Origin of the sequence: Zavarzinia compransoris (assembly GCF_003173055.1) — a bacterium.
In the GTDB taxonomy this organism is placed as follows: Bacteria; Pseudomonadota; Alphaproteobacteria; order Zavarziniales; family Zavarziniaceae; genus Zavarzinia; species Zavarzinia compransoris.
On record NZ_QGLF01000002.1, the window covers coordinates 747,355 to 770,144 of the forward strand.

18 protein-coding genes and 1 tRNA gene are annotated in these 22,790 nt (G+C 68.8%); 11 read left to right on the forward strand and 8 right to left on the reverse strand.

What is annotated here, in order from left to right; translation table 11 throughout:
• Window positions 1-158 precede the first annotated feature (158 nt).
• Window positions 159-1,502 (forward strand): dicarboxylate/amino acid:cation symporter, encoded by a 1,344-nt coding sequence (locus DKG75_RS09355; RefSeq protein ID WP_109920810.1) that lies wholly within the window; start codon window positions 159-161, stop codon window positions 1,500-1,502.
• A gap of 276 nt (window positions 1,503-1,778) precedes the next feature.
• Window positions 1,779-3,389 carry a GMC family oxidoreductase gene (locus DKG75_RS09360; protein WP_243746471.1) on the forward strand — a complete coding sequence of 537 codons (1,611 nt, stop codon included), beginning with the start codon at window positions 1,779-1,781 and terminating at the stop codon, window positions 3,387-3,389.
• On the opposite strand, the gene DKG75_RS09365 is transcribed toward DKG75_RS09360, so the two are convergent.
• Together DKG75_RS09365 and DKG75_RS09370 are read right to left on the reverse strand one after the other, a co-directional pair.
• Entirely contained in the window at window positions 3,371-4,588 is a 1,218-nt protein-coding gene (locus tag DKG75_RS09365; RefSeq protein WP_109920811.1) for an acyltransferase family protein, read from the reverse strand. The two genes, DKG75_RS09360 and DKG75_RS09365, sit on opposite strands and share 19 nt — an antisense overlap.
• A gap of 6 nt (window positions 4,589-4,594) precedes the next feature.
• Entirely contained in the window at window positions 4,595-5,167 is a 573-nt protein-coding gene (locus tag DKG75_RS09370) for a methyltransferase family protein (protein ID WP_109920812.1), read from the reverse strand.
• 141 nt (window positions 5,168-5,308) lie between these two features.
• Between DKG75_RS09370 and DKG75_RS09375 the strand changes: the two genes are divergently transcribed.
• On the forward strand, window positions 5,309-6,283 hold the full coding sequence (locus DKG75_RS09375; RefSeq protein ID WP_166646388.1) for an extracellular catalytic domain type 1 short-chain-length polyhydroxyalkanoate depolymerase: 975 nt from the start codon (window positions 5,309-5,311) through the stop codon (window positions 6,281-6,283).
• A 64-nt stretch (window positions 6,284-6,347) separates the two neighbouring features.
• Here the strand turns inward: DKG75_RS09375 and DKG75_RS09380 are convergent, their stop codons facing one another.
• Window positions 6,348-7,499: a hypothetical protein gene (locus DKG75_RS09380; protein WP_133636827.1), complete on the reverse strand. Its 1,152-nt coding sequence runs from the start codon at window positions 7,497-7,499 to the stop codon at window positions 6,348-6,350.
• 305 nt (window positions 7,500-7,804) lie between these two features.
• On the opposite strand from DKG75_RS09380, the gene DKG75_RS09385 reads away from it, so the two are divergent.
• Both DKG75_RS09385 and DKG75_RS09390 read left to right on the forward strand, forming a co-directional pair.
• Window positions 7,805-7,881, forward strand: a tRNA-Arg gene (locus tag DKG75_RS09385).
• A gap of 563 nt (window positions 7,882-8,444) precedes the next feature.
• Window positions 8,445-8,687, forward strand: a complete 243-nt coding sequence (locus DKG75_RS09390) for a FitA-like ribbon-helix-helix domain-containing protein (RefSeq protein WP_109920815.1) — start codon at window positions 8,445-8,447, stop codon at window positions 8,685-8,687.
• A 504-nt stretch (window positions 8,688-9,191) separates the two neighbouring features.
• Here DKG75_RS09390 and DKG75_RS09400 read toward each other — a convergent pair.
• The gene (locus DKG75_RS09400) at window positions 9,192-9,488 is read right to left on the reverse strand and encodes an antibiotic biosynthesis monooxygenase family protein (RefSeq protein WP_109920816.1); all 297 of its coding nucleotides are present in this window, start codon (window positions 9,486-9,488) and stop codon (window positions 9,192-9,194) included.
• A 218-nt stretch (window positions 9,489-9,706) separates the two neighbouring features.
• Between DKG75_RS09400 and mprF the strand changes: the two genes are divergently transcribed.
• The 6 genes from mprF (at window position 9,707) to DKG75_RS09430 (ending at window position 18,428) form a co-directional block, all read left to right on the forward strand.
• Window positions 9,707-12,232, forward strand: coding sequence for a bifunctional lysylphosphatidylglycerol flippase/synthetase MprF (gene mprF, locus DKG75_RS09405; protein WP_109920817.1), 2,526 nt, complete (start codon window positions 9,707-9,709; stop codon window positions 12,230-12,232).
• A gap of 5 nt (window positions 12,233-12,237) precedes the next feature.
• Window positions 12,238-13,542 (forward strand): AcvB/VirJ family lysyl-phosphatidylglycerol hydrolase, encoded by a 1,305-nt coding sequence (locus DKG75_RS09410; protein ID WP_133636825.1) that lies wholly within the window; start codon window positions 12,238-12,240, stop codon window positions 13,540-13,542.
• 13 nt (window positions 13,543-13,555) lie between these two features.
• Window positions 13,556-14,335, forward strand: a complete 780-nt coding sequence (gene otnI / locus DKG75_RS09415; RefSeq protein WP_109920819.1) for a 2-oxo-tetronate isomerase — start codon at window positions 13,556-13,558, stop codon at window positions 14,333-14,335.
• A 127-nt stretch (window positions 14,336-14,462) separates the two neighbouring features.
• On the forward strand, window positions 14,463-16,334 hold the full coding sequence (locus DKG75_RS09420) for a L,D-transpeptidase family protein (protein ID WP_109920820.1): 1,872 nt from the start codon (window positions 14,463-14,465) through the stop codon (window positions 16,332-16,334).
• 384 nt (window positions 16,335-16,718) lie between these two features.
• Window positions 16,719-17,375 (forward strand): peptidoglycan L,D-endopeptidase MepK, encoded by a 657-nt coding sequence (gene mepK / locus DKG75_RS09425; RefSeq protein WP_208111978.1) that lies wholly within the window; start codon window positions 16,719-16,721, stop codon window positions 17,373-17,375.
• A 69-nt stretch (window positions 17,376-17,444) separates the two neighbouring features.
• Entirely contained in the window at window positions 17,445-18,428 is a 984-nt protein-coding gene (locus DKG75_RS09430) for a DUF4424 family protein (RefSeq protein ID WP_166646387.1), read from the forward strand.
• On the opposite strand, the gene DKG75_RS09435 is transcribed toward DKG75_RS09430, so the two are convergent.
• The 4 genes from DKG75_RS09435 to rimI all read right to left on the reverse strand — a co-directional run bounded on the left by DKG75_RS09435 (window position 18,406) and on the right by rimI (window position 22,776).
• Window positions 18,406-19,179 (reverse strand): alpha/beta hydrolase, encoded by a 774-nt coding sequence (locus DKG75_RS09435; RefSeq protein WP_109920823.1) that lies wholly within the window; start codon window positions 19,177-19,179, stop codon window positions 18,406-18,408. The two genes, DKG75_RS09430 and DKG75_RS09435, sit on opposite strands and share 23 nt — an antisense overlap.
• Before the next feature lie 61 nt (window positions 19,180-19,240).
• Window positions 19,241-20,140: a penicillin-insensitive murein endopeptidase gene (gene mepA, locus DKG75_RS09440; protein ID WP_109920824.1), complete on the reverse strand. Its 900-nt coding sequence runs from the start codon at window positions 20,138-20,140 to the stop codon at window positions 19,241-19,243.
• 46 nt (window positions 20,141-20,186) lie between these two features.
• On the reverse strand, window positions 20,187-21,662 hold the full coding sequence (locus DKG75_RS09445; protein ID WP_109920825.1) for a RimK family protein: 1,476 nt from the start codon (window positions 21,660-21,662) through the stop codon (window positions 20,187-20,189).
• Between the two features lie 22 nt (window positions 21,663-21,684).
• On the reverse strand, window positions 21,685-22,776 hold the full coding sequence (rimI, locus tag DKG75_RS09450; RefSeq protein WP_109920826.1) for a ribosomal protein S18-alanine N-acetyltransferase: 1,092 nt from the start codon (window positions 22,774-22,776) through the stop codon (window positions 21,685-21,687).
• Between the last annotated feature and the right edge of the window lie 14 nt (window positions 22,777-22,790).

A 22,790-nucleotide genomic window follows, 5' to 3' on the forward strand; every position in this document is an offset into this window, starting at 1 on the left:
CCGCCCGGGCGATGCCGGGCCGGCAACCAAGACCAAGGAATTTCAAGCACTTGCCTACTGTGGTAGCCGCTTTCCGCGGCTGGCACAACGCTTGCCATGGGGGAGCCGTCATCACCCGAGGGGCCGCCAAGGCCCCCGGCTCATCCAGGGAGGATCCCATGGCCAGTTATGCCCCCGCTGCCGCAACCGGGCAGCGCCGTCCGTTCTACAAGGTGCTTTACGTCCAGGTCCTGTTCGCCGTGGCCGCGGGCATCCTGCTCGGCCATTTCTCGCCGCAGTTCGGCGCCGACCTGAAGCCGCTGGGCGATGCCTTCATCAAGCTGGTGAAGATGATCATCGCGCCGGTGATCTTCCTCACCGTCGTCACCGGCATCGCCGGCTCGGGCAACCTGGCCAAGGTCGGCCGGGTGGGGGCCAAGGCCTTCATCTATTTCCTGATCTTCTCGACCCTGGCACTGATCGTCGGCCTGATCGTCGCCAATCTGGTGCAGCCGGGCCACGGCCTGCACATCGATCCGGCGACGCTGGATGGCAAGGCGGTCGCCGACTATGCGCAGAAGGCGCATGAACAGTCGCTGATCGGCTTCCTGATGAACATCATCCCGTCGACCGCGGTCGGCGCCTTCGCCTCGGGCGAAATTCTCCAGGTGCTGTTCTTCTCGGTGCTGTTCGGTGTCGGCCTCGCGCTCTCGGGCGAAAAGGGCCGGCCGGTCACCGAATTCCTGAAATCGGTCACGGCCGCCGTCTTCGCCATGGTCAACGTGCTGATGAAGGCGGCCCCGATCGGTGCCTTCGGCGCCATGGCCTTCACCATCGGCAAATACGGCATCGGCTCGATCGCCAACCTGGCCCTGCTGGTCGGGACCTTCTACCTGACCTCGATCCTCTTCGTCGTCGGCATCCTGGGGCTGGTGGCCCGGGCGAACGGTTTCTCGATCCTGAAGCTGATGCGCTACATCAAGGGCGAATTGCTGCTCGTCCTCGGCACCTCGTCGTCCGAATCGGCCCTGCCGGCGGTGATGGACAAGCTGGAGCGTGCCGGCTGCTCGCGCTCCGTGGTCGGGCTGGTGGTGCCCACGGGCTATTCCTTCAACCTCGACGGCACCAATATCTATATGACCATGGCCGCGCTCTTCATCGCCCAGGCGACCGATACGCCGCTGGCGCTGGGCGACCAGATCCTGCTGCTGCTCGTCGCCATGCTGTCGTCGAAAGGGGCGGCGGGCGTCACCGGTTCGGGCTTCATCACCCTGGCCGCCACCCTGTCGGTGGTGCCCAGCGTGCCGGTCGCCGGCATGGCCCTGATCCTCGGCATCGACCGCTTCATGAGCGAATGCCGCGCGCTCACCAACTTCATCGGCAATGCGGTGGCCGCCATCGTCGTCGCCCGGATGGAGGGTGAACTCGACCGCGACCGCCTGGCCCTCGCCCTCGACGGCAAGCCGGTGCCCGAGGTCGACGCCGTCTTCGAACCCGCCCTCGCCCGCCAGCCGGCCGAATAAGCCGGGGCCGCCCGCAGGCCCCCCCGGCGCGGCGGCTTTCGGCAAAGGGGCCGGAAGGGGTGCATCCCTTCCGGCCCCGTCTTGCTTCGTCCGGCGTGCCGTCGCGGCAGCGGCGGTTTTTTTTGCTTTTCCGTGAATGCGATTCTAGTATTTTCCCAGAACTGACAATTTGTCGGAAAAGGCGCTGCCGGGGTGAGGGCTGTCCCCGCCGCCTTGACGACGGGCAGCCGGCAGAGACCGGCGCCCCGCCAGGAAACGCGAGGTCTGGGGAGAGACATGTACGACTTCATCATCATCGGCGCCGGTTCGGCCGGCTGTGTGATGGCCAATCGCCTGTCGGCCAATCCGAACACCAGGGTCCTGCTGCTCGAAGCGGGGCCGACCGACCGCCACTGGTCGGTGATGATGCCCTTCGGCGTCGTCGCGCTCATGCGCTCGAAGACCCGGAACTGGGGCTATTACACCGTCGCCCAGCGGCATATGGCCGGGCGCGAGATGTTCTGGCCGCGCGGCAAGACCCTGGGCGGCTCGTCCTCGATCAACGCCATGATCTATACCCGCGGCCACCGCGACGATTACGACGACTGGGCGGACCTCGGCCTCGAGGACTGGTCCTATGACCGCTGCCTGCCCTATTTCCGCAAGGCCGAGCACAACGAGCGCATCACCGACCAGTTCCACGGCAACCACGGCCCCCTGAACGTCACCGATCCGCGCAACCCCAACCCGCTGTGCGACCTCTACATCGAGGCGGGCAAGCGCTGGGGCCTGAAGGAAACCGACGATTTCAACGGCGCCGAGCAGGAAGGCATCGGCTATTACCAATTGACCCAGAAGCAGGGCCAGCGCTTTTCCGCCGCCCGGGCCTATCTCTGGGATGCCGAAAGCCGGCCGAACCTGACCATCCTGACCGGGGCCCATGTCATGGCCGTCGAATTCGACGGCAAGCGCGCCCGCGGCGTGCGCTTCAAGGCGAAGGGCGCCGAACGGGTGGAAGAGGCGGCGGAAAGCGTCATCCTCTGCGGCGGCGCGATCAATTCGCCCCAGGTGCTCCAACTGTCGGGGATCGGCGATCCGGCCGACCTGAAGGCGGCGGGCGTCGCCCTTCGCCATGCCCTGCCGGGGGTCGGCCGGAACCTCCGCGACCATCTGGACATCACCCTGCAGCAGCGCACCAGGACCAGCGAGTCCTATGGCTTCTCGTGGCGCATGTCCTATCGCGGCGCCATCGGCCTGATGAATTATTTCATCAGCAAGCGCGGCATCTATACCACTAATGTGGCCGAGGCCGGCTGTTTCGCCCGCACCAATCCCCAGGACCCGCGCCCCGACGTGCAGATGCATTTCATCCCGGCGATCCTGGAAAACCACGGCCTGACCACCAAGTTCGGCCACGGCTATTCGACTCATGCCTGCCAGCTGCGGCCGCGCTCGATCGGCCGGCTGTGGCTGAAGTCCGCCGATCCTTTCGCCGCCCCCGCCATCGACCCGAACTATCTGGCCGAGCGCGAGGACGTGGAATGCCTGATCCGCGCCTTCAAGCTGTCGCGCGACGTCATCCTCGACCAGGCCTTCGCGGACAAGCGCGGCCGGAACCCCGATTTCCACTGGCAGCAGGCGCAGACCGACAAGGAGATCGAAGACTACGTGCGCCGCAATGCCGAGACGGTCTATCACCCGGTCGGCACCTGCAAGATGGGCCATGACGACATGGCGGTGGTGGACGAGCAATGCCGCGTCCACGGCATCGAGGGGCTGCGGGTGGTCGATGCCTCGATCCATCCGACCCTGATCGGCGGCAATACCAATGCCCCGACGATCATGACCGCGGAAAAGGCGGCGGAATATATCCTGGAGCCGCGCGCGTCCTATTCCCGCGCCGCCTGAACCTTGCTCCCGGACTGAACCTTACCTCCAGACTGAGTCCTGACCCCGGAATGAACGTTCATTCCGGGGGCGGGCCGGTGGCGGCGCGGCTTCAGGCCGAACAGGAAGCGCACCGGCCCATAGGGCCGGATGACCAGGTGATAGGCGGCGAAGGTGACGGCGGCCGAGCCGAAGCAGATCGCCGCCGCCTTCACCCACAGGGGCAGGTCCAGCGGCACCAGCACGAAGGCGATGGCGACCACCGGCAGGTGGTGCAGGACATAGAGCGGCAGGCTCGCCTCGCCCATATAGCGGTCGAAGGCGGTTTCGCGCCGGGTCAGGCGCCGCCCGAGGCCGAGCAGGCCGAGAACCAGGCACCACGCGGCCAGCCCCCGCGCCCCCAGGGCCCAGGGCCCGAAAGCCGCCTCGCCCAGGTAATAGAAGCCGAAACTGCCGAGCCCGAGACCGAGCAGAAGCAGCGGCCGGACGGTCAGGACCGCTTCGATCCGGGGCTGGCGCGAGACGATCGCGCCCATGAAGAAGAACACCGTCTCGATCGCCAGATTGGCGAAATCGCCGAACAGGTTGGGCAGGTCGCCGAAGCGCGGCCGCAGCAGCACTTCCGCCGCCGCAAGGGCAAGGCCCGGCAGCACCAGCCAGCCGCCGTGCCCCGGCCAGCGGTCATAGGCAAGGGCGATGCGCCGGATCGCCCAGGTGAAGATCAGGCTGAACAGCAGCAGATAGGCCAGGAACCACAGGTGCGACCAGGTGAACTGGTTCAGCCGGGTGAAGAAGCGGTAGTAGAAATCGACGTAGTCGAGGGTGAAGGGCACCTCGACCGGGCGCAGCCCGCTGGGGCGGAGGTCGATGCCGCCGAGCCGTTCGAGATATTTGATCGCCGGCGCGAAGAGCAGCAGCCCGACCACGAAGGGCGGCAGCAGGCGGACGAAACGATCCACCACGAAGGGGAACGAACGGCGCGACGACAGGGCGGTCGCGGCGGCGAAACCGGCGATGAAGAAGAACAGCGGCATGCGCCAGACATGGGCGAAGGCGGCGAAGAGATCCATCGCGCCCGAGGCGACCGCACTCTTCACATGATAGGCCGGGTCGAAATCGAAGACCTTGGCGGTATGGAAGGGGAATTGGACCAGGCAGGCGAAGATGCGCAACAGGTCGAGTTCGCGGCGCCGGCGGACCGCGTCGGGCGGGTGGGCCATGGCGGTTCAGCCCTGCCGGTGCAGCCCGGGGCGCCGCAGCCGGGGCAGGAACATGCCGGTCCGCGCGCGATAGGCGGCATAGGCCCCGCCAAGGCTGCTCGCGGCGAATTTCCCCTCCTCGCGCAGGGCCGCCCAGGCGAAGCCGGCGGCCATGACCGCGACCGCCAGCAGCAGCCAGGCTTCCCGCGCGGCGATGGCGCCGCCGATCCAATAGAGCAGATAGGCGGTATAGAAGGGGTGGCGCACCAGGCGGTAAGGCCCCTCGACCAGCAGGAAGGCCGGCGCATCCTTGGAAAAGGCCAGGGACAGGCGCTGGCGCCGCGTGGTCGCGATCGCCCAGCCATAGAGCAGGGCGGAAGCGGCCAGCAGCGCGCCGGCGGCGATGAAGCTGGCCCAGGTGGCGCGGGTATCGGTGATTTCGGCGATCACGCCGGCGGTGGTCGCGCCGGACAGGACCGCCAGCACGCGCATGGGCCAGGGCGTGCCCTCGGGCCGGCGGAAGTGCAAGGCATAGCCGATGGTGAAGGCCAGGAAAATCACGCTGGCCGCGATCAGCAGAATGTCTTGGGGCAGGCGCATCGCAGCAGGGGTCTCTTGGCGAATCCATCCATTCCGGCGGCAACCGGCTGGCGCGGACTATAGGGGCAGGGGGCGGCCTTGCAAAGCCGTCGGCAAATATCCATGGTGCGGGGCAGTGAAGTTTTCCGGCGCCGGGGGATCATGCGTCTGTCTTTGCTCCGCCTGATGCTGTTGCTGCTGATGCCCCTGGTCGTGTCGGGCTGCGCCCTGCAAACCCCGGTCGCGATCAGCCGGGCCACCGATTTCGAGGATTTCGGCGCCAATCCGGCCAACCTGCGGATGAAGGCCTATGTCCCGGCCGGTCTGCGGCGGGGGGCGCCGCTGGTCGTCGCCCTCCATCATTGCTTCCAGACCGCCGAGGAATATGCGGCCGAAACCGGCTGGCTCGCGCTTGCCGACCGCTATGGCTTCGCGGTGCTGATGCCCGGCCAGATCGCCTATAATGACCCGAACTATTGCTTCCAATGGTTCAATGCCTGGCAGCAGGGGCCGGCCGGGGACGAGCCGGTGTCGATCCATTCGATGATCGTCGCCATGGTCGAAGCCTATGGGCTCGATGCGCGGCGGATCTTCGTCACCGGCCATTCGGCCGGCGGCAGCATGGCCCTGATCCTGATGGCGAGCTATCCCGACCTGATCGCCGCCGGCGGCACCTTCGGCAGCCTGCCGGTGGGCCAGACCAGCGCCATGCTGTTCGCGCCGGTGGCCATGGCCGGCTTCGGCACCGACGATCCCGAGGATCTGGCCCGCCGCATCCGCGACGAGGTGGACTGGCCGGGGCCCTGGCCCCGCCTCTCGGTCTGGCAGGGGGCGGACGACGCCATGGTCGCGGCCTCGAACGGGCCGCGGGTGCGCAACCAATGGCTGGGCCTGATGGGCCTCGCCGGCCGGCCGCCGGCGGTCGACAGGGTGGGCCCCTATGTCCGCGAGACCTGGGTGGACGGCCAGGGCCGGCCGGCGGTGCAATTCGTCGACCTGACCGACGTCGGCCATTCCGTGCCGGTCGATTCGAAATCGGGCTGCGGGGTGGCGCCGAAGGGGCTGGCCCAATTGGTCAGCGACGTCGGCGTCTGCTCGTCGCTCGAACTGCTGAAATTCTGGGGCGTGGTCCGCTGAAGGCGGGATCGGGGCACAAAAAAGCCCCGGCGCGAACCGGGGCTCTCAAGCGGGGGGCGCCGCGTCAGCGGATATAGAGCCGGACCTCGGGCACCGCGGCATCGGCGCTGGTGGTCGCCGCGACCGAAACCCGGTCGGACGGCAGGCCCATGTCGGTCAGGGTGCGCAGCACGCCCTGGGCATTCTGCTTCGACTTGGTCTGGTTCATGGCCACTTCGGCGGCGGTGCCGGCCGAGGGGGTGATGGCGATGAGGTCGAAGCCGGTCTGCGGCCGCTGGTCCAGGACCTTGGAGACGGCGGTATAGAGCGCCTGCTGATAGGCGACGTCCGGCTGGTCGAAGCGGATCACCACCAGGGGGCGGCGGTCGTCGATCGCGGCGGCGGAACCGCCGGCGGCCGGGCGATAGGCCGGCGTCTCGTCGTAATAGGTCGGCGTGGCGGAAACCCGGCCCGGCGTGAAGGTGCGGGTGGTGATCGAGGCGCCGTAAAGCTCGCCGTTCTTGATCGCCAGGGCGAGGGTGGTCAGGTTGCCGCGCTCGCCCGAGACATAGACGGTCTGGCGCGAGACCTGGTCGGAAAGGGCGGTCAGCAGCCGGTCGATTCGGACCACGAGGCGCGCGGTATCGTCCTCGATCATATTGAGGGCGATGCGGTCCTGGTCGATGCCGCCGGACAGGCCGAGGGCCGCCTGGGTCGATTCGAGCAGATAGGCGGCGGAGGACGACGAGCCGGCAACCGAATTGGCCAGCTGGCCGAGGGCCGTCACATTGCCGGTGACCGCGTCCAGCTCGCGCTGGGCCTGGTTCCACTGCTGGACGAGAAGCGGGTTGCCCGGCGTGGTGCCCAGCTGCAGGCGGGCCTGAACGGCTGCGACGACGCCGTGATAGGCCTCCGACGAGCGCACGGTCTGGGCCAGCAGCACGTCGAAATTCTGCTGCTGCGCGTCGACATTGGCCTTCAGGCGGGACAGGTCGCCGCGCAACTGCTCGACCTTTCGCCCGACCACGGTGCCGGTCGAGGTGACCTCGAAGCCGGCCAGGGGCGCGCTGCCCGCGCTGCTGCCCGGCGTCGACGACAGCCAGCTGCACCCGCCGAGGCCGCCTGCAGCCGCGAGCAGGAAGGCGAGGGGAAGGACGCGGCGGCGCCCCGACGAAATCAAACCGCCGGGCGCGGATGCCGCGCCAGCGTTGAACGCACGATCGGTCGCAAAAGCCATCCCGGTCCACTCGTCATTATCTGCTGGGACGCTACTGCCCGAAGATGCGAATCCGGCGGCGCCTGCACGCGCGAGCCCGTCCACACCCCGATGTCCCCCGAAGCCAGGGGCGATACTAGCCACAGCGGCGAGGCCGGACAAGCGCCCAAAGCCGAAAGAATTCAGTTCGTTGCATATGTGTCGCGGGGTCCTGCGCCGGGCCCGCCCGACGGCCGCGCATTTTTCCGAATTTCCCTGTTGCAAGCCCCGGACCCTTCGGTTAGGTTCCCGGCCTCCGAAGCGGTCGACACCGCATGAAGGACAGCGCGCCCGTAGCTCAGCTGGATAGAGCATCAGACTACGAATCTGAGGGTCAGGAGTTCGAATCTCTTCGGGCGCGCCAATCCATCTTACTGATTTCATTGCGAAATCTGCGACCGCCGGAAGGCGGTCGAGCATGATCGATTCGGCGGCTTCGTCACCGAAACCGCGATGCTTTGGTATCCTGCAAGCTATTGCGTGACCGTGATCGGGCCATTCGGCGAATCGCGCCATCGTCCGGTTCCGGCATCCGGATGGACCGGTGGCATCCGTCGGAGGCCCTGGCCGGCAAGGCGATCCGCACCGCGTTCCGGCGTGCGGATGATTATACGCGCGTGCCACGCTTCCGGCAGCGTGATCTGATAGGGAAAAGGGTGCAGGCCGGACCCTGGATGCGTGTCTGAACGGCGGGACCCGCGATCACCTTGTCGGTGCTTGAGGCAGGGTTCCTTCTTCTGCGTCTTCCTGGTCGTGAGAGGTTCCAGCCAGGCCTGCATCTTGACACCCGGATGGGCTTGTCGAAGGCAGCGAAGGATCGGATTGCCCCGATGACCGCCGAGAGCATCTCCGGACAAAGGGGGGATGCCATATAGATGGCATTGCAATCATCGCTTAATATGCAGCCATCGAGTTTGGGAGGCCGCCATGGCGAGCATCACGATCCGCAACTTGGACGACGAGCTAAAGCGCCGCCTCCGCGTGCGTGCAGCCGAGCACGGGCGCTCGATGGAAGAGGAGGTGCGGGACATCCTGCGCCGCGTGGTGACGGAACCTTCGCCGCCGCTCGACTTGGCTGCTGCAATCCGCGCCCGTATCGCCCCTCTTGGTGGTGCCGAATTGAAGATCCCGCCGCGCGAACCGATGTGCGAGCCGCCGAAGTTCGATTAAGGCGCCCCGATGATCATTCTCGACACCAACGTCATCTCGGAACTGCTGCGCCCATCGCCGGAGCCCAAAGTCGAAAACTGGCTGGCGGCATAGAACGGCGCCGACGTCTATCTGACGGCAATCACGGAAGCCGAACTCCGTCTTGGTGTCGCGATCATGGCCGACGGAAAGCGTCGGTGGGCGCTGACGGCGGCCATCGACGGCCTGCTACGCGAGGAGTTTCGCTCGCGCATACTGCCTTTCGACAGCGCTGCCGCCGAAGCCTATTCAGAAATCGGCGCCCTCCGCCGTTCCGCCGGGCGACCCGCAATATAAAGGACTTCGAAGGCTGTAGGGTGGCGACTGCCGATCCTTGGTAGAAGCTCTTGGAGATCCGCAGCGCGCAGGGCGGATATCTCGCGCTCTGGCCTCGCGGCCGCGCAGCGCCGAAGAGCACGCCGGGGCTGGCAAGGGCCAGGGGCTATCCGGCGGCGGCCGGCCGGGACGGCCGGGTGATTCGCGCCGTCACTTCAGGGCGAGCACGACCGGGCCGGAGGCGGGATCGGTCAGGCCCAGGCCGCCGCCGAGGTCGTCCAGCGTGGCGCGGAAGCCGTCGAGGGTGGCGATCATGTGCGGGCGGGCGGCGGCCAGGGCTTCGGCACTGTCCCATTCGGCGATGATGCAATAGCGCCCGTCGCCGGTCTTGATGATGTTGGCGTGGCGGAGCCCCGGCCAGCCGGCGACGCTGTCCCGGTGCGCGTCGAGGAAGGCATCGTCCATGCCCGGTTTGACCTTGAAGCGCACGACATTGAACGCGGTCATCTCATCCTCCACAAGAGTTGGAGCGCTGGCGACGGCAGGCTGCGGAGACTCTGAACGGGAAGGGCCGGGGAGCAGGGGCCGGCTGTGACGACTTTGCGCCAGGACGCCGAATAGAGACAAGGGGAATCGGGGCCGCCTCTCGGGGCCTCTTGCCTTGCCGGCGCCTCGCGTATAATCGCCTGACACCGGGGCGCCTGGCCCCTCGAGGTGGCGGCATCATGAAAGTCCTGGTCACCGGCGTGATCACGGTTGCGGTGGCGGCGCTGGCCTGGGTGGCCCTGTCCCACCTGGCCGCGGAGATTTCCTACGACGACGTCTCGGCGGCCCTGCGCTCGGCCTCGCCGGGGACGCTGGCCGCCGCCCTCGGCTGCACCGCGGCGAGCTTCCTGGCCCTGACCCTTTACGACGGCACCGCCCTTGCCTATGTCGGGCGGCGGATTCCGCCGGCGGTGGTCGGCGTTGCCTCCTTCTGCGCCTATGCGGTCGGCAATACCGTCGGCTTCGGGCCGCTGACCGCCGGGGCCATCCGCTATCGCTTCTATACCCCCCACGGGCTGGAGCCGGAGGATGTGGCCAAGGTCGTCGGCTTCGTCACCGCCACTTTCGGCCTCGGCCTGCTTGCCACCACCGGGCTCGGCCTCGTGGTGGCCGGGGCAGCGCCGGGCCTCGATCTGCCGGCGGGCCTGCTGCGGCCGGCCGGCCTCCTCTTGCTGGCGGTGCCGGCCGTCCTGCTGGTGCTGGCCGCGCGCGGGGCGCGGCTGAAGCTCCGTGGCCTCGTCCTGGCCTTGCCGCGGCCGCGCCTTCTGCTGGTCCAATATGCGGCGACGGTGGCGGATATCGCCGCCGCCGGTTCCGTCCTCTATATCCTGCTGCCGCCGGTCGACACCGGCTGGACCGGCTTCATCGCGGTCTATGCGGTCGCCATCGGGCTCGGCGTGCTCAGCCATGTCCCGGCCGGGCTCGGCGTCTTCGAGACGGTGATCGTCGCCCTGGTCGGTCCCGCCGCCGACACCGGGCAGGTGCTGGGCGCCCTGCTGCTCTACCGGGTGATCTATCATGTCGTGCCGCTGCTGCTGGCGGCGGTGCTGGTCGCGGCGATCGAGGCGCGCCGGGCCGCCCTGAAGCTGGCGGCGAGCGGGCTGTTCGGCACCGGCCGCTGGCTGGTCCCGACGGTGCTCGGCGCGCTGACCCTGGTCCTCGGCGGCATGCTGGTCTTTTCCGGCGTCACCCCGGCCGTCGACGGCAATCTCGACCTGCTGGCCGCCTACCTGCCCCTGCCGATCGTCGAGGGGGCGCATTTCCTGTCCAGCGTGCTCGGCCTCCTGCTGATGATCGCGGCGCGCGGCCTGGTCTACCGGCTGGACGGCGCCTGGCTGCTGGCGGCGGTGCTGGCGCCGGCCGCCATGGTGCTGTCGCTGGTCAAGGGCATCGCGCTGGTCGAGGCCGGCCTGCTCGGCCTGCTGTTCCTCCTGTTGCTGGCGACCCGCGCCGCCTTCGACCGGCCGGCCTCGCTGATCCACCAGGCGCTGGGGGCGCGCTGGCTGATCGCCGTCGCCGTGCTGCTGGTGACCGCGCTTGCCGTGCTGCTCTTCGTCTATAAGGACATCGACTACGCCCACGAGCTTTGGTGGCAGTTCGAATTCTCGGCCGAGGCGCCGCGCGGCCTGCGCGCCCTGCTTGGCCTTGCCCTGGCCGCCGGGGCGGTTGCCGCCTGGTCGCTGCTGCGCCCCTTCGCGCCGCGGGCGGCGCCGGCCTCGGCCGCCGACCTCGCCCGGGCCCGCGCCATCGTCGAAGCCCAGCCGCGCACCCAGGGGCAATTGGCCCTGATGGGCGACAAGAGCCTGATGTTCTCCGACGACGGCAAAGCCTTCATCATGTATGGCCGCCAGGGCCGCTCGTGGATCGCCATGGGCGATCCGGTGGGCGCGCGGCCGTCCTGGCCCGGGCTGATCTGGCGCTTCGTCGAGGCGGCCCGCTTCGCCGGCGGGCGCGCCGCCTTCTATCAGGTGGCGCCGGAAAACCTGGCGCTCTATGCCGATGCCGGGCTCAATGCCTTCAAGCTGGGCGAGGAGGCGATGGTCGAGCTGGCCGGCTTCGACATCAAGGGCTCGAAACGGGCCAACCTCCGCCATGCCTACAACCGGGCGGAACGCGAGGGCCTGGGCTTCGCCCTGCTGCCCGCCGCCGAGGTGCCGGACCATCTGCCCCTGCTGCGGCGGATTTCCGACCAATGGCTGGCGGCGCACGAGGTGCGCGAGAAGCGCTTCTCGCTCGGCGCCTTCGATCCCGCCTATCTGGCCCTGCAACCCGTCGCCATCCTGACCAGGAACGGCGAGCCGGTCGCCTTCGCCAGCCTGATGATGACCGGCCAGAAGGACGAGGCGAGCGTGGACCTGATGCGCTTCACCCCCGACGCTCCGCCCGGCAGCATGGATTATCTGTTCCTGCGCCTGCTGTTCCATTTCAAGGACCAGGGCTACCGCCGCTTCAGCCTGGGCATGGCGCCGCTGTCCGGCCTTTCCGAAAGCAGCGCGGCCAGCCTGTGGCACCGGGTGGGACGGGCGGTGTTCGACCATGGCGACCGCTTCTATAATTTCGCCGGCCTGCATCACTTCAAGGCGAAGTTCCAGCCGGTGTGGGAAGCGCGTTACCTGGCGGTGGCGGGCGGCATCAACCCGATGCTGGCGCTGACCGATGTTACGGTTCTGATCAGCGGCGGCTGGCGCGGGGTGGTGGCGAAATGAGGCGAATGATCCTGCTGGTCCTGGCGCTGGTCGCCCAGATCCTGGCCGGAGCGGCGTCGGCGCGGGCGGACGACGGCGCCCTCGACGCCGGCCTGCTGGCCAGGGCGCGGCTGCTGCCGGCGCTGGGCGAGACCCGGGCCGTCGCCATCCTGATCTCCGACCGCGAGGGCTGGGACGAGCGGGCGATGGCCGTCGCCCGCTTGCTCACCCAGGGCGGCGTCCTCGTCATCGGCATCGACCTGCCGGCAGCACTCGCCCGCATGGGCGGGGAGGGCGATGCCTGCGTCTCGCCCCAATGGTCGGCCCAGGACGTCAGCCATGAGGCGCAGCGCCGGCTGGACCTGCCGGCCTATGACCTGCCCTGGCTGGCCGGCATCGGCGAGGGCGCGACGCTGGCCCTGAACATCGCCCGCCAGGCCCGCGCCGCCACCTTTGCCGGCGTCGTCGCCGTCGATGCCGAACCGGCCCGCGCGACGGACAAGCCGGTCTGCCCGCCCACCGAAGCGGTCGATATCGGCGGGGCCGCGGTCTCGTCGCAGCGCCGCGGCTTCGTCGATGCGGTGCATGCCGCCGCCGGCCTGCCCGGGGTGAAGCCCGGCAAGATCTCGCTCCCCCCGGGCGAGGCGCTGGCGGTCCGCCTGCTCCAGGAGGTGGAGAAGACGCGGCCGGGCGACGGCACCGCCGCCCTGCCGGTGACCGAATTGCCGGCGGCGCCGGCCCATGGCTTCCTCGCCATCGTCTATTCCGGCGACGGCGGCTGGCGCGATCTCGACAAGGACGTGGCGCAATATTTCCAGGACCATGGCGTGCCCACGGTCGGCCTCGACATGCTGCGCTATTTCTGGAGCCGGCGCAGCGCCGCGGAGGCGGCGGCCGACCTCGCCCATCTCATCACCCATTACCGCCGGGTCTTCGGCGCCGACAAGGTGGTGCTGGTCGGCTATTCCTTCGGCGCCGACCTCTTGCCCGCACTCTATAATCTCCTGCCCCCGGAGGTGCGGGGCAGCGTGTTCCAGCTTTCCCTGCTCGGCCTCTCGGACAAGACCAGCTTCGAGGTCACGATCGGCGAATTCCTCGGCGGCAACGACGATACCGCGCCGACGCGGCCGGAAATCGCCCGCATCCCCGCCGCCGCCGTCCAATGCCTCCAGGGCCGGGACGACGAGGAGGCGATCTGCGGCAGCCTGGCCGCCGGCGGGGTCGAGGTGGTGGTCACCGAGGGCAGCCATCATTTCGACGGCGACTACGGCCATCTGGCCGAGGTGATCCTGGCGGGCGCCCTGCGCCGGCTGGGCCTGCCGGCGCAGTGACAGGGGGCGGGGGATGCCGCGCTTCGCCGCCAACCTCAGCCTCATGTTCACCGAATGGCCATTCCTCGACCGCTTCGCGGCGGCGGCGGACGCGGGTTTTTCCGCCGTCGAATACCTCTTTCCCTATGATCATCCGGCAGCGGCGATCGCCGCCCGCCTGGCCCGCCACGGCCTGACCCAGGCCCTGTTCAACCTGCCGCCGGGCGATTGGGCGGCGGGGGAGCGGGGGCTGGCCGCGCTGCCGGGCCGCTTGACCGAGATCGGGCGGGGCGTCGACCTTGCCCTTTCCTATGCCGCGGCCACCGGGGCCCGGCGCCTGCACCTGATGGCGGGAATCGCCGACCGGGCCGATCCGGCCGCGGTCTCGGCCTATCGCGCCGCCGTTGGCCATGTCGCCGAACGGCTGGCGGCGGCGGGGATCGAGCTTTTGCTGGAGCCGATCAACCGGCGCAGCATGCCGGGTTATTTCCTCGACGATTTTCCCTATGCGGAGGCGCTGATCGCCGATCTCGGCCTGCCCAACCTGCGCCTTCAGTTCGATATCTTCCACCGCCAGATCCTGCACGGCGACGTGACCGCGGCGCTGCGCCGGCTGCTGCCGGTGATCGGCCACATCCAGGTCGCGGGTGTGCCGGAGCGCCACGAACCGGACAGCGGCGAGTTGCGCGACGGCCATATTTTCCGGCTGCTGGACGACATCGGCTATGGCGGCTTCGTCGGCTGCGAGTATGTGCCGCGGGCGGGAACCCTTGCCGGGCTGGGCTGGTTTGCCGCCCATCTGCGGGCACGATAGAGCCTGTGCCTATTCCGCAACAGGGAGCGGAGGATGGCGGCAGTGTGATCGCCGTTACTTGCAATGTTCAAGTGATGTTCCAGAATGCGCTGTCGCCGAAACCGGCACTGTCACCCGAGGCCTGACCATGCGAACCGCTGGAGCTTTCACCGTTGCCGCCCTCAGCCTGGGGATCGCCGTCGCCGGCCCCCTGGCCGCCGCCCGGGCGGAAGGGGTGCAGCCGGTCGAGTCCGGGCCGCTGATCCTCACCCCGGAGAGTGCGCCGGCGCCTGCCGTCGTCGCCCCCGTGGTCGAGCCCGTGCATCCGCCGACCGTCGCCACCGCCGTGCCGGTGCCGCCGCCGGCGCTGCCCGCCGCGGCCGATCCGGGCCAGGGCGACTCCGACGAACCGCGCACCACCGGCATCGACGAGGCCGAGCCCGATGCGGCAGCGCCCGCCGCCACGGCCGCCGCGCCGGTGCCGGCCCTGCCCGGCGGCGCCACCTTGGAAGGCGCCTTCGCCTTCGATCCGGCCCGCGCCGGCACCATCGACCGCGCGGCCGTCGAACGTTTCTACGCCCAGGCCGGGGTGGCCCCGCTCTGGACCGGCAGCGGCCGCCTGGCTGCCAGCGTGCCGGCCCTGCTGGCGCTGGTCGCCGGCGCCGGGGAGGAGGGGCTGGACCCCGCCCGCTACCCGCTCGGCCGCCTGGCCGGGCTGCTGGCCGAAGGGGCGCAGGGCACCTATGAAGTGCTGCTGACCGATACGCTGATCCGCTATGTCGCCGACCGCAACGGCGCCGGCCTTGCCGCCGTGCGCCTGCCGGTGGACATGCGCGAACTGGGCAAGCCGGTCGATGCCGTCGCCGTGCTGCTGGCGGCCGTTACCGCCGCCGATCCGGTGGCCGCCGTCGCCGCCACCGGTCCCCAGGACGCGGATTACCGGGCGCTGCGGCAGTTGCTGGCCGATTACCGCGCCCTTGCCGCCGCCGGCGGCTGGCCGTCGGTGCCGACCGGCGGCGCCAAGATCGAGCCGGGCGCGCACGACGGCCGCATTCCCGCCATTCGCGCCCGCCTTGCCGTGACCGACGGGGCGGGCCCCGCGGCCGGCGGCGCCAATCACTACGACCCCGAGCTGGTGGCCGCGGTCAAGCGCTTCCAGAGCCGGCACGGCCTGAAGACGGACGGCGTCATCGGCAAGCTGACCCTCGATTACATGGCGGTGCCGGTCGAGGGGCGGATCCGCCAACTCCTGGTCAATCTCGAACGCAAGCGCCAGCATCTGGCCGACCTCGGCCCCAACCGCATCATCGTGAACGTGCCGGAATTCACCCTGCGCTATTACGAGGACGGCGTGCTGGCCATGACCGTGCCCGTGGTCATCGGCCGCAAGGAGCGCAAGACCCCCCTGCTGGAAAGCAAGGTCACCAACCTCGTGCTCAACCCGCCGTGGAGCGTGCCGGCCCGCAATGCCGGCGAGGATATCGTCCGCAAGCAGATCAACGACCCGACCTATCTGCAATCCCACGGCTATACGGTCTATTACGGCGGCCAGCCGGTCGATCCGGCGACCATCGACTGGACCCAGGTGCCGCGCAGCCGCTCCATCCCCTATCGCCTGCGGCAGGCGCCGGGGGCCGGCAATTCGCTCGGCCGGCTGAAGATCAATTTCCAGAACGATTACGCCGTCTATCTGCACGATACGCCGGACAAGCATCTCTTCGCCCGCGACATGCGCGCGCTCAGCTCCGGCTGCGTGCGGGTGCAGGATCCCTTCAGCCTGGGCGCCCGCCTGCTGCGCGACGTGCCGGGCTGGGATCGGGCCCGGATGGACAGTCTGGTCGCCACCTCGACCTCCACCACCCATGTCAGCGTCGTGCATGATATCGGCGTGCGCCTGACCTATGTCACCGCCTGGGTCGATGCGGCGGGGACGCCCCAGTTCCGCGACGACCTTTACGGCATCGATGCCCGCATCGACAAGGGGCTGGCCCGGCCGGCCCTTCTCGCCGAAAATATGTAAGGCGGCTTGACGCAACCGCCGCCGCGGCCTGCGGCTCGCGGTTGCGCCTCGGGTTCATTCCTATCCCTCGTTGCGTTTTTCGTCCGCGGCCGCGACCCCCTGAATGGGTGTGGCGCGAATGGCGCAGTTGCGGGGAAAAATTTCTCCCAAATTTAACGTTTGTTCACTGTATCAGGGTTGCCACACCGCAAACCGTGAGTACTCTCATGACGTCGCTGGCCCAGACCGGCGATTCGATGGGAAAAACAAGGCGTCGCGCGAGACGCTGATACGGGCAGGTGGTCGCACGGTCGGGCAACCGGCGATCGGTAACAGAGGGTGCAGGAAATGGCGTTCGAGCGACTGTTCCGCCGCGTGGATGCGTTTGCGTCCAGGCAAAAGGCCTTGGCCTCCGAAACCGTCGCGCCCCTCAGTTCGCTGCCGTGCAGTTCCCTGGACAAGCCGGTGAAGGTCAGCGCTGCTGCCGAAACCGTCGACCATTCCCGCCGCCGCCTGCTGGGCGTCGGCCTGGGTCTGGTCGCGGCGACCGCTGCCGGCGGCCTGCTGAAGCCGGCCGAGGCGCTGGCGGCGATCGGCGGCCCGCGCAAGCTGTCGCTGAAGAACATGAACACCGGCGAGAGCTTCACCAGCGTCTATTGGCGCGACGGCCGCTATGTTCCCGATGCCCTGCAGAAGCTGAACATCCTGTTGCGCGATCACCGGGCGAATGAAGTCCACCGCATCGACCCGCAGCTTTTCGATCTTCTCGCCGCGATCAGCCACAAGATGGATATCGCCGGCACCCAGATCCAGATCGTCTCGGCCTATCGGGCGCCGCGCACCAATGCCCAGCGCGCCTCGGAAAGCCGCGGCGTGGCGCGCAATTCCTATCACATCCAGGGCATGGCCCTGGACATCCGCCTGCCGGGCCGGGATCTCCGCGGCATCTACAATACCGCCGTCGCCATGGGCGAGGGCGGGGTCGGCTTCTACCGCCGCTCGGGCTTCGTCCATGTCGACACCGGCCCGGTGCGCACCTGGGGCGCCAAGGGCCGCGCCTGATCTTTTCCAGCGAAACGCGCTATGATGGACGGGGCCTGCGGGCCCCGTTTGCCGTTTCGGGGGGACGATATGACATCCTGGTTTGCTCGGGGCAGCCTGGTCGCCGCCCTGGCGCTGGCGGGGCCGGCGGCGGCCAATGACTCCTCGGCGGCGCTGGGTGCCGGCGGCCTGACGCTGATCGAAGCCGGCGATATCGTGATGGCGGAGGAAGACCTCTACATCAGCCCGGCGGAGATCCGGGTCCATTACGTCTTCGACAACCCGACCGCGGCCCCGATCGAGAAACTGGTGGCCTTTCCCCTGCCCGCGATCGACCTCGGCGCGGGCGATGCCCAGCCGGTAACGCTGCCCGCGCCGGGACAGGCGAATTTCATCGATTTCACCGTCGCCGTGGCCGGCCGGCCGGTGGTGCCCGCGGTCGAATATCGTGCCGTCTTCAAGGGCGCCGAGGTGACCGGGCGCCTGAAGGCGGCGGGTCTCCTGGACCTGGTGCCGGATCTGCTGGACCGCTCGGGGCCCCTCTACCGCCTGGCGCCGGCCACCCGCGACGACTTGATCGCCGCCGGCCTGCTGGCGGCGGAGACATTCGATGTCGGCCAGGGCCTGCAAACCTTCTACGTGCCGCAATGGACCTTGCGCACCACCTATTACTGGCCGCAAGTCTTCCCGCCCGGCCGGCTGGAGGTGGAGCACCGCTACCGCCCGGTGGTCGGCATGTCCTTCCTCTACGAGGGCATGCTCGACGAGAAGGAATTCATCGCCCCCTTCTGCGTCGACGCCGGCACGCGGGCGAGCATCCTCAAGCGCTTCAAGCTGGACGAGGTCGAGGCCGGGGTCTGGATCGTCGATTACGTGCTGTCGTCCGGGGCCAATTGGGCGGGGCCGATCGGCCGTTTCCGCCTGACCGTGGACAAGGTCCGCCCGGATGCCATCGTCTCCTTCTGCGGTACCGGGGTGAAGAAGACGAGCCCGACCACCTTCACCCTGGACTATCGCGATTTCGAGCCGGCGGAAGATCTCGCCATCCTCTTCATCCAAGCGTTCGAGCCATAGGCCGGCCGGCGACCGGCGCCGGGCCCAGGATGAAATCGACCGCCTGCATGAAGGCCGGCGGCGGCGCCCGGACATGGGCGCCGGGCACTTCGTCGTAGAAATGGGCGATGCCCTCGTCCGCCAGCAGGCGGCGGGCGGCGGCCATGCCCCCGGCCCTGGCGCCGGATTCGTCCGCGCCCCGGATCAGGGCGAAGCGAAAGCCGCGAAAGGCCAGCAGGCTGAGGGCATGGGGCGCGCGATAGCCGCAGCGGCTGCCCATGACCACGGCGCCGCAATAGGCTTCGGGCGAAGTCTGGGCCAGGGCCCAGGACAAGTCCCCGCCCAGCGAAAACCCGGCCAGGCCAACCCGGGCCGGATCGACGGCGAAGCGCCGGCGATGGCGGCCCATGAGTTCCCGTACCCGCTCGTCCCAAAGCGCGACGGTGGCGGCGAAACGCTCGCCGCTGCCGTAGTCGGCGGCACTGCTCGAGCCGGGCGGCAGGAAGGCGACGAAGCCGCCCCGGGCGGCATGCATCTCGGCGTAATAGCGGTAAAGCTGGGGCGCGGTGCCGTCGGTCGCCGGCAGGAAGACCACGGCGGCCCGGCCCTCCGGCTCCAGGCCGGCGGGCACCACCACCCTGGTGCCGTCGTCCATCTCTTCCCCGAAGTCGAGGCGGCGGCCGCCGGCGGTGACCGGCGGCGGCGTGCCGGCACAGGCCCCGGCCAGCAGGGCCAGCCCCCCGGCAACGAGATGGCGGCGGTTGATTCCCATGGCGGCCCGTCTCCGCGAATTGCGCCGGAGCCGATTCTGAATCAGCCGGGCCTGATTCGCATCATTTTGCCGTCAGCACCGCATCGCAGGCGGCGGGCAGCACGGGCAGGCGCGGCTTCGGCGGCTTCGGCGCATTGGGATCGGGCGGCGGCGCCGGGCGGAACCAGGCTTCCAGCGAGTCGTCGCAGCCGTCGCCCGCCGGGATCGGGTCCTGGTCCTCGCATTGCGCGCTGCCGGCCGGGCAATGCAGGCGGATGTGGAAATGCTCGTCATGGCCGGCCCAGGGGCGGACCTTGCCCAGCCATTCGGCGCGCTCGGCCGGCGGCAGGCTCTGGCACAGGCGCTTCTTCAGGTGGAAATTGACGAAGATGCGGGCGATGGCCGGATCGCGGGCGGCATGGCGCAGCATGGCGACCTGGGTCGGGCCGAAGCGCTTGAGATCCACCCCCTTGCCGCCCGGCAGCAGCATGGAGGGGGGCGCGGTCAGGCTTTCCCGCGCCGCCGGCGCCATCGGCCCGGGGGTGAACAATATATCGGCATCGATCCCGGTCTGATGGCTGCGGTGGCCGGTGGCCATGGGGCCGCCGCGCGGCTGGGCCATGTCGCCGATCAGCAGGGGGCCGAATTTCGCCGCCGCCTGCGCCTTGCCGAGGCGGGTGAGGAAGGCGAGAAGATCGGGATGGCCGTAATAACGGTTGCGCCACCGGCGCAGGACCTGAAAGCCCTCGCCCTCCGCCGCCAGGGGCCTGGCGCCGGCGATGCAGCCGCGCGACGGGCCGCCGATCGCACGTGCCGCGCCACCGCTCGGCGCCGTGACATCGGCCCAGGGCGTGTCGTAGCGGGTTTGCGCCACTGCCGGCAGGGGCGCCAGCGCGGCCAGAAACACGATCGCAAGGACAGGAGGCAGGCGCAGGCGACGAGGCCGCCATAGCGCCTGGAACCAAAGGGCCGGGGCGATCATCGGTATTTCTCCCTCATCCGGGGGGCGCGCGGCGGAACCGGCGCCGTCACCCCGCGCTGCGGCGCTGGTCGATGCGGCGCTGGAACGAGCGTAACACGATGCGGTATAGCTCGTCCTTCAGCACCGCATCCTCGACCCCCATGTCGATGTTCGGGTTGTCGTTGATCTCGATGACGTGGACGCCGTTGCCGTTCTGCTTCAGATCGACGCCATAGAGGCCGTCGCCGATCAGGTTGGCGGCCTTCAGGGCGGTGTCGACCACCGCCCGGGGCGCCTCGGCGACCGGCCAGCTGCGGGCGGCGCCGGTGGCGAAATCGCCGCCCTTCTCGTGCTTCACGATCTGCCAATGGGCTTTCGACATGAAATACTGGCAGACGAAGATCACCTGGCGGTCGAGAATGCCGACCCGCCAGTCGAATTCGGTGAACATGAATTCCTGGGCCAGCACCATCTGGCTGTCCTGGAACATGGATTTCAGGATGGCGTTCAGCTCGTCCGCGTCATTCGCCTTCTTCACCCCCAGGCTGAAGGCGCCGTCCGGGATCTTGAGGACGACCGGATAGGCGAATTCCTTCTCGATGTCGTCGATGCGGTTCTTCGCGAAGATCATGGTCTTCGGCGCCTTGATGCCGTTGGCGCGCAGCAGTTCGGCCAGATAGACCTTGTTGCCGCAGCGAAGGATGGAGGTCGGATCGTCGATCACCGGCATGCCTTCCTCCTCCGCCCTCTTGGCGAAGCGGAAGGTGTAATGCGGGACCGAGGTGGTATCGCGGATGAACAGGGCGTCGAACTGCGGCAGCTTGGCGAAATCCTTCCGCGTGATCAGTTCGACGTCCATGCCGATCTCGGCGCCGATGCGGCAGAATTTGGCCAGCGCCCGGGCATCGCTGGGCGGCAGGCGGTCGTCCGGATCGTGCAGGATGGCAAGGTCGTAGCGCGGCACCGCGCGCAGGCGCGGCTTCACCCAGCGCTTCTGGGTATAATCCGCCAGCGCTTCGACGAAGAGCGCGTCGAGGGCGGCCGGAATCTCCTTGGGCGACAGGGCGTGGATGGCGCCGATCCGGTATTTGCCGCTCTCCGCCAGCTGGATTTCGAGCTTCAGCAGGGGCACGCGGAAGCGGTCGAAGATTTCTTCGGCCAGGTCCTGGAACTGGGCATCGTCGGTCTTGCCGAACAGGATGTGCAGGACATCGGGCGGCACCGCCGCCGGCCCGTGCTTCAGGCCACGGCGCAGGTGCTGGTCGAGGGCGGCCAGCGCCCCCTTGTAGATCGGCCGCTGGTCGAGTTCGAGAATGGTCGAGACCGAGGGGATCACCCGGTCGCGCCGGGCCTCGGCCAGCAGCGAGCAATAATAGCCGACCGAGAGATAGGCGAAGTCGCGGCAGAGGTTGACCACCTTCACGTTGCGGAGCTTCAGCTCTTCCGCATGGTCGAGATAGTCGAGGACGGTGATCACCCGCTGGCCGGGGTCGTCCCAGCGGAAATCGCTGCGCTTCTCGACGACGATCGCATGGGACGGCATGAAACCTCCGGGGTTCTATCGGTCAGGAACGGCGGCCCTTGACCAGGACCGCCGCGCGCTGCTGGCCGCGGCCGAAACGGGCCATGCGGGCGAATTCGGCGCGGGGCAGCGGCATGCGGATGGAATCCGACGCCGAGCGTCCGTCATAGACGGTCGGGTCGTTGACATAGACGAAATGATCGTCGAGGTCGGAAACGGCGATCCAATGGGGCTGCTTCTGCCCCGCCAGGCGCCAGGTCGAGATCAACACCAGAGGAACGGCGCCGGCGGCGACCTGTTCCTCCAAGGCCGCCAGTTGCAGCATGCCGTGATGGATGGGGATGCCGGCGGCCTGGGCCTGTTCGGCCATATCCTCGTGCACCAGGCGGACGACGTCCTTCTTCTCGTCGCCGCGGACGGAATCGAGCAGCAGGGCGCCGACGTCGTTGACATAGATCTCGACCGCGAAGCCGCGCCGCCAGGCGGCCAGGGCCAGCCCGTGGGGGCCGCAGCCGCCGTGGCCGGCGGTCATGAAGATGGTGGTCGCCTCGCGCCACAGGCGCAATTCCTCCCGCCGGTCGAGGGCGGCGTCCGGGTCATGGGCGCGCATCGCCATCATCAGGGCGGCGGGGCCGCAGGTGAATTCCAGGGTCTGGGCGTAATAGGGCAGAAGGCGGGCGGCCGGCGCCGGCGCCTCGGCCAGCGACACTTCGAGGCGAAGCGCATTGGCGCCGTCCTGGTAATAGCGGGCATGGGCGCCGAACTGGCGAAAGCCCAGGGATTCGTAAAGCCGCCGGGCGGCGAGATTGTCCTCGCGCACTTCGAGGCGGAGGACGGCGCAATCCTCCTGCCGGGCGGTTTCGACCACCGCATCCATCAGGCGGCGGGACAGGCCCCGGCCCCGGGCCTCGGGCGCCACGGCCAGGGAATAGAGCCGGGCGATCCAACTGCCCTCGTGGAACAGCAGGCTGGCATAGCCGAGCAGGCGCTCGCCCTCGGCGGCGACCAGGGTGCGGGCATGGGCCTTGGTCAGCAGGTGGCGAAAGCTCCGCTCCGACAGGCGGTCGCCGGAAAAGGCACGCGCTTCGATGTCGAGCAGGGCCGGCAGGTCGGCCTTGGTTGCCGGGCGGATCATCTTACTGTTGAATC